General features: G+C 44.1%; 12 protein-coding genes and 2 pseudogenes. 1 reads left to right on the top strand and 13 read right to left on the bottom strand.

The window, feature by feature from the left end; genetic code table 11:
• A partial coding sequence (locus tag F8N00_RS11840; RefSeq protein WP_421018258.1) for a hypothetical protein occupies positions 1-183 on the top strand: 183 nt, incomplete at its 5' end.
• A gap of 21 nt (positions 184-204) precedes the next feature.
• Here the strand turns inward: F8N00_RS11840 and F8N00_RS11835 are convergent.
• The 13 genes and pseudogenes from F8N00_RS11835 to F8N00_RS11775 all read right to left on the bottom strand — a co-directional run.
• Positions 205-1,896 (bottom strand): b(o/a)3-type cytochrome-c oxidase subunit 1, encoded by a 1,692-nt coding sequence (locus F8N00_RS11835; protein ID WP_023467255.1) that lies wholly within the window; start codon positions 1,894-1,896, stop codon positions 205-207.
• A 1-nt stretch (position 1,897) separates the two neighbouring features.
• The gene (locus F8N00_RS11830) at positions 1,898-2,368 is read right to left on the bottom strand and encodes a cytochrome c oxidase subunit II (protein WP_023467254.1); all 471 of its coding nucleotides are present in this window, start codon (positions 2,366-2,368) and stop codon (positions 1,898-1,900) included.
• A 12-nt stretch (positions 2,369-2,380) separates the two neighbouring features.
• The gene (locus F8N00_RS11825; RefSeq protein ID WP_023467253.1) at positions 2,381-2,494 is read right to left on the bottom strand and encodes a hypothetical protein; all 114 of its coding nucleotides are present in this window, start codon (positions 2,492-2,494) and stop codon (positions 2,381-2,383) included.
• 221 nt (positions 2,495-2,715) lie between these two features.
• Positions 2,716-3,429, bottom strand: coding sequence for a Crp/Fnr family transcriptional regulator (locus F8N00_RS11820; protein WP_023467252.1), 714 nt, complete (start codon positions 3,427-3,429; stop codon positions 2,716-2,718).
• Between the two features lie 158 nt (positions 3,430-3,587).
• Positions 3,588-4,721 carry a CDP-glycerol glycerophosphotransferase family protein gene (locus tag F8N00_RS11815; RefSeq protein WP_235515859.1) on the bottom strand — a complete coding sequence of 378 codons (1,134 nt, stop codon included), beginning with the start codon at positions 4,719-4,721 and terminating at the stop codon, positions 3,588-3,590.
• A 63-nt stretch (positions 4,722-4,784) separates the two neighbouring features.
• Positions 4,785-5,174, bottom strand: coding sequence for a glycerol-3-phosphate cytidylyltransferase (gene tagD, locus F8N00_RS11810; RefSeq protein ID WP_023467250.1), 390 nt, complete (start codon positions 5,172-5,174; stop codon positions 4,785-4,787).
• A gap of 17 nt (positions 5,175-5,191) precedes the next feature.
• The gene (locus tag F8N00_RS11805; RefSeq protein WP_023467248.1) at positions 5,192-6,385 is read right to left on the bottom strand and encodes a CDP-glycerol glycerophosphotransferase family protein; all 1,194 of its coding nucleotides are present in this window, start codon (positions 6,383-6,385) and stop codon (positions 5,192-5,194) included.
• Between the two features lie 40 nt (positions 6,386-6,425).
• The gene (locus F8N00_RS11800; RefSeq protein ID WP_035398803.1) at positions 6,426-7,808 is read right to left on the bottom strand and encodes an aldehyde dehydrogenase; all 1,383 of its coding nucleotides are present in this window, start codon (positions 7,806-7,808) and stop codon (positions 6,426-6,428) included.
• A 100-nt stretch (positions 7,809-7,908) separates the two neighbouring features.
• The gene (deoD, locus tag F8N00_RS11795) at positions 7,909-8,616 is read right to left on the bottom strand and encodes a purine-nucleoside phosphorylase (RefSeq protein WP_023467244.1); all 708 of its coding nucleotides are present in this window, start codon (positions 8,614-8,616) and stop codon (positions 7,909-7,911) included.
• Between the two features lie 24 nt (positions 8,617-8,640).
• Positions 8,641-9,345 carry a response regulator transcription factor gene (locus F8N00_RS11790; RefSeq protein WP_023467243.1) on the bottom strand — a complete coding sequence of 235 codons (705 nt, stop codon included), beginning with the start codon at positions 9,343-9,345 and terminating at the stop codon, positions 8,641-8,643.
• On the bottom strand, positions 9,342-10,052 hold the full coding sequence (locus tag F8N00_RS11785; RefSeq protein ID WP_421018259.1) for a sensor histidine kinase: 711 nt from the start codon (positions 10,050-10,052) through the stop codon (positions 9,342-9,344). The genes F8N00_RS11790 and F8N00_RS11785 overlap by 4 nt, the downstream gene beginning before the upstream one ends.
• Positions 10,050-10,124 (bottom strand): annotated as a pseudogene (locus F8N00_RS11780) (HAMP domain-containing protein); the annotation flags it as partial. The gene F8N00_RS11785 and the pseudogene F8N00_RS11780, both read right to left, overlap by 3 nt.
• A gap of 12 nt (positions 10,125-10,136) precedes the next feature.
• Positions 10,137-10,984 (bottom strand): annotated as a pseudogene (locus F8N00_RS11775) (two-component sensor histidine kinase); the annotation flags it as partial.

The raw sequence follows: 10,984 nt of genomic DNA, 5'->3' as shown, positions 1-10,984 counted from the left end.
GATCTGCCTCCCTTATCTCGTAATAAAAAGAATGACGCGTCACACGCAACTCCTACAGGAAAAGCGCATTTATGCGTTGTCAGAGACAAACAAGCCCCCCTTTCTTGCTTAAATGAAGTAGGAAAGGGGGGCTTTGTCTCGCCTGAGGAAATGGTGTGTAATGACGCGTCATTCTTTTTTTGAGTCAGTCCCCTCTTCACTGTCTTACCAGAGTCTCCATCCGGGAGCTCCTGGAGGGGCATTTTCAATCATATGCCAAATCGGTACCGTGTACGCAAACGCAATCAAAGCGAACGTCACGAAAATCCATAGCTTCCAATTTTCAAAGAAGAGTGGCGTTGCCATCGCCTCTTCTTCCGTTTCAGCAATCGGAAATTCTTCCGTTCCTTTTGGCGCTCGGAAGGCCAGTTGGAACATCGCATAGAGGAATAGCAGAATCGAGATGAATAAAATCGTTCCGCCGATCGCCATTGCGACATGATATGGAATCCAGTCAGCGACGATTGAATCCTTGAAGTAGGTGGCTGGTCCCGTCCGTCGTGGATTACCGAGTAATCCTGAGATGTGCATCGCAGTCGACATGAAGAGCATTCCGATCGTCCAGGCAGCCGTTTGAATAAGTCCAAGACGATTCATTGCCGCTGTTAACGTCCGACCACGTAGGAGCGGGACAAGCCAGTAGGCTGTTCCGAAGAACGTTAGTGCGACAGCAGCACCGACCGTGATATGAAAGTGTCCCGTAACCCATAATGTGTTATGAACGATGATGTTCAGCTGATGCGATGCATTAATGACACCACCTGCACCTGCTGGAATGAAGAACAACATCCCGATGAACGGTGCAAGGAACCGGACATCCCGATATGGCATTTTCTTCACCCAACCAAATATGCCAGTTGCTCCCTTACGGCGACCTGCTAGCTCAAATGTCGCAAACATCGAGAAGGCAGTCATCAATGATGGAATGATGACGAGGAATGTCAAGACGACTTGGACATACTTCCAAAATGCAGAAATCCCTGGCTCTAACAATTGATGGTGAAAACCTACAGGGAATGAAAAGAGTAGGAATAACAAGAACGACATGCGTGCTAACGCGTCAGAAAAAATCTTCCCACCAACGATTTTCGGAATGACCGTATACCAGACGATGTAGGCAGGTAACAACCAGAAATAGACGAGCGGATGACCAAAGTACCAAAATAGCGTCCGAGATAGCTCGATCCCGACCTTATCCGTCCAACCAAGAGATAAAGGAAGAAGTTGAAAGAGAATCGTTGCCGCTACGCCGAGTGTCGCAACCACCCATAACAAGGCAGTCATAATGCTCATGTAGGCTTGAAGCGGTGGATGAACACCAGGGTGTTCCCGCTTATAATCAGCATACATTCGGAACATGGCACCAGACGCGATCCACGTTCCGACGACGAAGATGACGAGTCCGATATAAAAAACAGGATGTGCCTTGAGTGGTGCATAGAACGTATAGAGGACGGAAGCTTCACCTGCAAGCACCATCCACGTGACGAGGACGACACCAAGAATCATGAACCAGAACCCGACCCATCCGAGACGTCGCGGAAACTCTTCGAAGCGTCCGAACGATTGACCTAAAAATGAGAACAATAATCCGAAAATGAATAACGTCGTAAAGACGATTGCAAGCATCAATCCGTGAGCAGTCAGAAGCTCATAGTATCCGATTCCAGCGATTTCTGGAATGGCACCTGTCCGTACCATCGTTTGTAGTAATCCACATAGACCACCGATCAATAAGGCGACAAGTGAAAAACTAACATGTGCAAAGGCCAGTTTCGCTTCCTTGACTCCGATGACGGTAGCGGGTAGACCACGCTCCATCTCGAACTGTCTTAGTTTATTTGATATAGCATTCATCTTATTCCACCACCTTGATTTTCGTTGCCATCATATGATGGGCATTACCACAATATTCATTACAGACGATGAGATATTCGCCTGCTTCCTTGAACGTATACTCAATCGAATTAATATGTCCGGGAACGACCATCATATTGACGTTCGTCTTAACGATTTCAAATCCATGAACGACGTCCTTCGATGTCACGAGAAAATCGACTGTCGCCCCTTTAGGTATGACCATATCTTTGGGTGTAAACTGAAAAGCTTGTGAAACGATGACCGCTTCATATCGGTTGTCATCAATTTTCTTTAGTCCTGGCTTATCAAACGGTTTCGTCTGATCGACTTTCGTCGGATCAATCAATGTCGCATCGGATGGCGGTTGATTTCCGGATGCAAAAGCGGATATACCGATGATCGTCAAGAAGATCGCGAGCATCGCTACTCCGAAGATCAGCCAGATTTTTTCTAAACGATGAATGTGCATCGTGATTCCTCCTTAACGTGATATGAACAATAGAAAGATTGAACTCCACATCCCGATGATGACACCTGCTACGATCAGGACGGCAACGAATGTTCCTTTTAGGTTCGATTCTGTCTTTTGACTCATCGTGATTACTCCTTTCCTACTCTGAACTTGTCTTTATTGTAAGAATTCAGCAAGTCTGGAAACTGTGATAAATATCACTTTAAATATGAAAATTCCGCACTTTTCATTTCGAAAACACACAGAAAGTTCACATCTAAACGAGCGTAGAAAAAAATTTTATACACAAAAATAACGCGAGACAGGAAAGTCCTGTTTCGCGTCGGGATGATTCGTACATCTTATTAAATTCGACAAACACCTGCTGGACACCCTTCACAATGACACAGATCCCGTAGATATTGCGGATCGTGAATGGTGATTTCTTTTGCTGTCATCGAAACGACCCCTTCTTTTTTCCACTGAGAAAACATACGATTAACGGTCTCACGTGGTGCACCAATCAATTGACCAAACTCACCGTCGGATGGTCGCTTCGCAAGACGATACGTTTCTCCCACTTGTTCCCCTTCCATCGCAATCAAGCGAAGTAACGTCGAAGCTAATGCCCCTGGTTTTCCAAACAGTAGTAAGTCACGTAATTTCGTTTCCGTTTGCTTCCGCATTAATGCTTGCCATCGCATGATCTCAAGCGCAAAGGCACCGTCTTTTTTCATAAGCTCTTCTAATTGGTTTTTCGATAAGAATCCGATGATGCTATCTTCCATCGTTTCAATACTGTAGGAACTCGGAAAAGCTTCTCCTACATCAAATTCGCCAAACAAATCTCCTTTGAAATATAAAAACATGAGTAATGGACTGCCTTTTTTCGTCAACTTCGATAGTTTGACGCCTCCTTGTTTCACATAAAACAACTTATCGTTCATTTCCCCTTCCCAACAGACAATGGAATCCTTTTTGAACGTCGTTTCTGTCATGAAGCTCTCAAGCAACGTTCGCGTTTCGGGTGATAAGACGAACGTATTGGCTTCAGTCGTTCCACAAGTTAGCATATCCATTTCTCCTCTCCTCTTCTTCTGCTTTTAGTATAGAACATCACAGTCGAAAAGAATGGATTTTCAAAAGATTGTCAAACTTTGTTCAATGTTTCACATTTGTTTTCGAAAATTTATCTGACGACCGCTTTCTAAAACTAAAGCAATCGTCAGATTGAGTATCATATATCTCCGTAATAATGATCAACGATGCGTTCCACTGCTTGACCAGGGGGATGATCATACCAACTCGTTTGAAATTCCTCCATGTGCTGACGGCACTCTTCTAGTATCGTCTCAGACATGATCCAATCCATCAATTGTTCCATTCGCTCCGTCTGTCGCACAGGCAATGGTTTCGGATACTGATCGACGAGACCTGGTAGTTGTCGATATGTATCGATATCCGGTGTGTACAGGAACGCCGGAATGTTGAGGAGACAGCTTTCAAATGGAATGGAGGAATAATCAGTTACGAGCACATCTGTGATCAGCAAGTAATCATTGATTGAATACGTATCGTCCACAAGATGGATATGGCTAGAACGATAGGTCGAAAGCGCTTGAATCGTCGGATGCAATTTAACGAGAATCGTCCATCCCGCTTGAGCAAGTTTTTCAAACTGTTGAATCGTATGATCTTCTGTTTCTTTGTATTCCCGGTATGTCGGTGCATACAATAAGATCCGACGATCAGTCTTTGCGTATTGTTTTCTTAATTCCACTGTTTTCTGTTTTCGTTGCTCCTCATCAAACCAATAGTCCGTTCGTGGCATGCCGAACGCTTTAAAGTGGGATCGTTCTAAATCGTGCGGCATCATGAATTGTTCAGCACACCGCATTCCTGGAACAATAAAATCTCCGTATTCTTGATAGACACGTCGAAATCGTTTCTGTGTCGACGTGGACATCGAACGAGTTTTCGATGAGGTCAGCCCAAACTGTTTTAACGTTCCAGCGGCATGCCACAATTGAATCCGCCTTGTATTTTTTCGAGTAGAGGAAACGCTGAATTCTCCAATATAATTATCTAAAAAAACATGACGAGAAGTAGCTAAATGATAAGAAATCGTAATCAATCGCATTGGATGATAAGCAATTTTGCGACTGACATTCCAACAATCTGTCGCCCGCATATAGCGTTCGTCGAAGATAAGAACTTGCTTTTGTTGGTTGTTTCGTTGATTTAAGCGAAGATGTATTGGCATAGCATTTTCACCATAGCTCATCCAAAATAACGTCTTTTCTTGAATGGGTAAAAAACAAAATAGTTGATAGACTATTCGAAAGATAAATAAATAGATCGAAATAATCATTGAACGCATATTTAGTGACTCCCTTAAAAAAGAGACCTCACTCCCGCGAGGTCTCTTCATCCATTAATTCGAGCCTAGCTCATTCTTAATTTGGCTAGTTGAAATTCCTTCAGTGCGCTCCAAGTAAACGACTTCACAATGGTCTTTTAAGAAGTCGAATTCACCTTTCCAGTCGTCACCCATAACGAATACATCAACATTATGTTTTTGAACGTCTTCTACTTTTTGTTCCCAGTTGTTCTCTGGAATGACTTCATCCACATAACGAATTGCTTCTAAGATTAATTTACGATTCTCATAGTTATGGTACGCTTGTTTATGCTTAAGACGATTGAATTCATCTGTCGAAATTGCCACGATGAGGTAATCTCCCATTTCTTTAGCGCGACGTAAAATATTGATATGTCCCCAATGTAACAAATCAAATGTACCGTACGTAATGACCTTCTTCATCTAAAAACACTCCCCGTTTATTTAATATTCTCTAAGATATCCAGCGCAGCTCTTTGTGCTGCGTGACCGTCATCCCATTCGCAATAATGACGACGAAATGCTTCACTTTTCAAATCGAATCGTCGCTCCCACGACTCGATCTGTCTGATTTCTTCAAAAAGAATTTGCTCTTCTTGAATCAACGGACCCGGTGCTTCTTCCTCAAAAGAAAAATAGAATCCTCTTAGATGATCACGATAATGTTTGAGATCATAGGTGTAGAATAGCATCGGACGTTTTAAGTGCGCATAATCGAACATCACTGAGGAATAATCCGTTATCAAGATATCTGCCGCTAAGTATAGCTCAGAAATTTCCGGATATCTAGAGGCATTCTTAATCGCTGAGACAGCACTCAAATCCAATTGATCGCCAACAAGATAATGGAGTCGTACAAGCATTGTATACTCATCTCCAAATTCTTCCTCAAATCGTTCAATGGAGAAAGGTAACGTAAATGAGTAGTTTCCTTGCTCAACGTAATCATCATCTCTCCATGTTGGAGCATATAAAATAATCTTTTTATCGGTTTCTATTTGATAATGTGCCTTTACCCGCTCAATAATACTTTCATGTTTTTCATTTTGGTACAGCACATCGTTTCTAGGATATCCGATTTCTAACATTTTTCCTTCGTATCCAAACGCTCTTTTAAAAATTTCACTCGAGTATGCGTTCGGAGAGAGAAGGACATCCCATTTTGCTGATTCTTTTACAAAATCTTTTTTATATTGATCAGTTGATGTGTTCGCCATTCGGACATCCACCATATCAAGCGCTAATTTTTTGAGTGGCGTTCCGTGCCATGTTTGATAATATAGAGTACCTTTTCGTTTTACTAGCCATGAAGGAAGGCGACTATTGGACACCCAAACGCGAGAAGTAGCTAATAAAAAAATCCATTTGATCGTCATCCGATTCACAGATGTCACCTGTTCATCCGTCATAGAAACACCGCGTTGTTTGCTGATGATCAATTCTAAGTCAACGTTCATCTTTTTCAACTCATCGTAGATGGCTTTAGGACTATCATTGTACTGTTTGCCCAAAAAGCTTTCAAACATGACACGATTTTTCCGTACCGGAAATAAGGTGAAGATTCGCATCATGACCCGAAGACTTCGCTCCACCATACCTGTTTTTTTCATGAGTCGAATTAATTTCTTCTTCACAATCAAAATCCCTCTCATACCACGTATTCAATACAGCTCATCATAACAAAAAGCGCATCCATTTGGAATTGCTATTTGTTCGCATGTAGCGGAAAGGTAAATCGAAAGTCGTCGTGTTTTTGACGATTCCTTTACGATGGCTGAACGTCTCGAAACTATACTTGCCATGATATCCACCCATGCCACTCGCCCCGACTCCACCAAATGGTAAGTGATGTTGTGCGACGTGCATCAATGTGTCATTGACACATCCACCACCGAATGAAATCCGTTCAAGGATACGATGTTCGACGGCTTTGTTCTCTGTGAACAGATAAAGTGCAAGCGGTTTGTCACGATTATTGACGAACGCGATGACCTCTTCGATTTCACGGTAGGTCAACACCGGCAGGATCGGTCCGAAGATTTCGTCTTGCATCACTGGAGCATCCACCGCTACATTCGTCATGACGGTCGGCGCCATCTTACGCGTTTCCGGATCGACTTGTCCACCGAATTCGATCGTCCCTTGCGACAAGTAACTGCTGAGGCGATTCAGATGATCGTCCGATACGATTTTGACGTAGGATGAGACGCCGACGCCATTCCCATACTGTTTGAAGGCTTCTTCTTCAATCAACTGCAAGAAACGTTCTTTAACGTCCTCATGAATCAATACGTAATCCGGGGCGATACATGTCTGTCCGGCATTCAGCCATTTTCCCCATGCGATCCGCTTCGCTGCTAGACGAAGATCCGCATCCTTGTGAACGATTGTCGGTGATTTACCACCCAGTTCAAGTGTGACCGGTGTCAAATGCTTCGCTGCAGCTTGATGCACGATTTTTCCGACGCGTGTGGAACCCGTAAAGAAGATATAATCAAAGCGTTCGTTTAATAAAGCGCTACTGACTTCAGCATCTCCTTCTATGACGATTCCGAATCGTTCATGGAATGCCGTTTCAAAAACTTCTCGTAATACACGAGAGACGTTCGGTGTCAGCTCGGATGGTTTAAGGACGACCGTATTCCCCGCTGCAATCGCACCAATGACCGGAGCAAGTGCCAGCTGGAAAGGATAGTTCCATGGCGCGATGACAAGAACGTTGCCATAGGGTTCATACTGGATTTCACTTTTTGAGCCGATATGCAGAAGCGGTGTTGCGACACGCTTCGGGCGTGCCAGTCGACGGAGTTGTCGCTCCATCCGTTGAATCTCCCCATAAACGAAACCGATTTCCGTCGTAAAAGCATCATGCTGTCCTTTATTGAGATCTTGTTTTAATGCCTCATAGATCTCCGCTTCATGCGTTTCAATCGCTTGGCGTAAGAATGTCAGCATGCTTAAGCGAAAAGCTAGACTACGTGTTGCACCTGTTTGGAAAAAGTGACGCTGTGTCTCAAGGCGCTCTGAAAGCACTGTCTCTGTCATCGTTGTCTCCATCCGAGAATCTCCCCTTTAACTGATCTATAACACTGCCTTTATCTTACCATATCTCTTTTCGACTATGAAAAAAGACGGAGAGGCTTCTCCGTCTTACTTCTTATAATTGAATCGCTGTTTCAAGCGCGACTTTCATCATATCGTTGAATGTCGTCTGGCGCTCTTCCGATGTCGTTTCTTCACCTGTCAACAGATGATCTGAAATCGTCAGGATCGTCAGTGCGTTTACTTTATGTTTTGCTGCAAGTGTGTAAAGACCTGCCGCTTCCATCTCGATTGCGAGACATCCGAAATCCGCCCATTTTTTGAAATGATGGAAATCATCTTGATAGAACTGATCCGTCGTGAAGATTTGACCGACTTTTGCATCGATACCTTGTTCTTTAGCTGCTGTATATGCTTTATGCAGCAGATCAAAAGAAGCTGTCGGTGCGTAGTCTAGTCCATTAAAACGGACACGGTTCTGTGCCATGTCATGCGAAGCACTCATCGCGATGACGACGTCACGAACTTTAACGTCTGGCGTGATCCCACCGGCAGTACCGACACGGATCAAGTTCTTCGCACCGTATGACTGAACGAGTTCGTTCGCATAGATCGACATCGATGGTACACCCATACCTGTTCCTTGAACCGAAACTTTTTTCCCTTTATAAGTACCTGTGAAGCCATACATGCCTCGAACCTCGTTATAAAGAACAACATCCTCTAAAAACGTCTCAGCGATGTATTTAGCACGTAACGGATCTCCTGGAAGTAAGACCGTTTCGGCGATTTGTCCTTCAGCTGCGTTAATGTGTACACTCATGTACGATTCCTCCTCGATAGTCGTTTAAATCGACAACAATTCACGAAACTCATTCGGTGTCATACCGAATTGTTTTTTGAACACTTTCCGAAAATACTTATCGTCCTGATATCCGACTTCAAGTGCGATTTCGTAAATGCGTGCTTCCGTCTCACTCAATAATTCCTTCGCCCGATTCAAGCGAATCGTTTGGATGTAATCAGATAAGTTAACAGAAAAACGCTGTTTGAAGCGTCGTGATATATACTCTCGGCTCAAGTAAAACCGTTCGCTCATGAATTGCAGTGTCAATTCTTCCGCATAATGCGTTTCGATGTATTTGGCGATTTGATCAATCGCTTCCCCTGATTCCACTACCGGATGGATACATTCCATCGCGCGGGACAAGGCATCATTGAGTACATCTGGATCAACCGGCTTCAATAAATAATCAAAGGATTGATGCAAAATGGCACGTCGCATATACGTATAATCATCATACCCTGTCAGCACGATCGTGACGACCTTTGGATGATGATTTTTTGTCCATTCTAGTAATGTTAATCCGTCGAGTCCAGGCATTTCGACATCTGTCAGCATTAAATCGATCGTTCCAGTATCCAGTAATCGTTTCGCTTCTTCCCCATGTTCCGCCTCGTAAATATGTGAGACCTGCCAACTGTCCCATTCCCCGAGCAATTTGACCGCTTCCCGTACATGTCGTTCATCGTCTACGATCAACACGTTCATGCCAAGTCCCCCTTCTCATATGGAATCCGAATCACGATTTTGAATCCGCCCTCTACAGCTGAAGAAGAGAGCGTCATATTTGCTTGTTCCCCGTAAAAAATCAAGAGCCGTTCATAAATATTATGGAGACCAATGCCGCTCGTCTCGAGATCCTCTGGGCTACGATGCATGCGCATTTTACGATCAATCTCTTCAAGTCGTCCTGTTTCGAGGACGGCACCGCTATTCTCGATTTGAATAATGAGGCGTCCGCCATCCGTCCGGACTTTGTAAGCAAGATAGTTCTCCGTCGCTGCTAATTGCTGTCGAAAGCCGTGTTTAAAGTAATTTTCAGCGAACGGTTGCAAGACCATCTTCGGCACTTCAATGTCATTGAGATGCCACGGGACGTCAACGATATAACGGAAACGTTCCGGAAAACGTTGCTGTTGCAAACGAATATACGCTTGAAGATGATCGACTTCTTGTTTTAACGTCACGATCGTCTGCTCATTATTCATCGAGTAGCGCATCATTTGTGATAATCCGGTGATGGAGCGGTACGCGATCTTCCGGTCTCCTTGTAACGTCGTCGTTCCGATCGATTGTAAGGCATTGAATAAGAAGTGCGGATTGAGCTGAGATTGTAATGCCCGTAGCTCATTCGTCCGGTTTTCGAGTGCCAGTCGATACTCCCGTTTGATTAAACGATCAATCCGTTGAATCATGCGTTGGAACTGACGGTTGAGTAATCCAATCTCGTCATTCGTCGTCGCAACGAATGGTGCTGATAAATCCCCTTGTTCGACTCGCTAGACGTTTGCTGTCAACTGTTTGATTGGCTTCGTGATCTGCATGGCAACGAGACTTGCGGCAATGATCATAACGAACAGTGAGACGAGACCAATCAAAACAAGAATCAATGCCGTTTCATTCGCCCCTTGGATGACTGACGCATACGGAATCCGTTTGACGAGTATGAGTGGAACGCCATTCGTCATCGTCTTTGAGTAGACGAAGAACGATTTTCCGACACGTAAACTCCCACTCTGCCCAGTGAATCGATCGACCGGTAGTTCCATCTCTGCCCCAGTCTGTGCCAACACACGCTGTTCTGTCATCAACCATAACGACTCTTCCGGATCATTCTCGAACAGTTTTAACTGTTGTTCAAATACACGGACGGGAATATCCACCGAAAGGAAGCCGAGTGGCTCATCTGTTTCGACACGATCGATGCGATAACGAAAACTAACGACTTGTTTTTCATCAAGAATCATCGTGTGCACATTATATGGTTCAATCGTGTGCGCTTCGTCAATCAACCAGCCGTTTTTTTGTTTCATCAATCGAAAATAATCCGTTTCTTGCATCCAATCAAACTTTCCTCGACTCGTTGTTTTCATGTTATAGACCGAATACTCCGAATAACCATTTAAAATGACGAAATGTAACTGCTCGATATCCTGACGTGATAAAAACAGACCTAACATCGCCCGCGAAACGACTCCATCGGATTCGTCTAGTTCCTGATCTGCCCCGACGCGCATGATGTTCATCAACGAACGATTCGCGTACAGACTCGTCGATAGACGGCGGATATCCTCTATATAATGGGTCACCTGTGTATTTCCCCGCGTCAATACGTTCAGGCTAGAAC

The organism is Exiguobacterium sp. A1_3_1 (genome assembly GCF_048985645.1).
Taxonomy (GTDB): Bacteria; Bacillota; Bacilli; order Exiguobacteriales; family Exiguobacteriaceae; genus Exiguobacterium_A; species Exiguobacterium_A indicum.
Note: the sequence above shows the minus strand (reverse complement) of the source record. Positions and strands in the feature narration are given on the sequence as shown.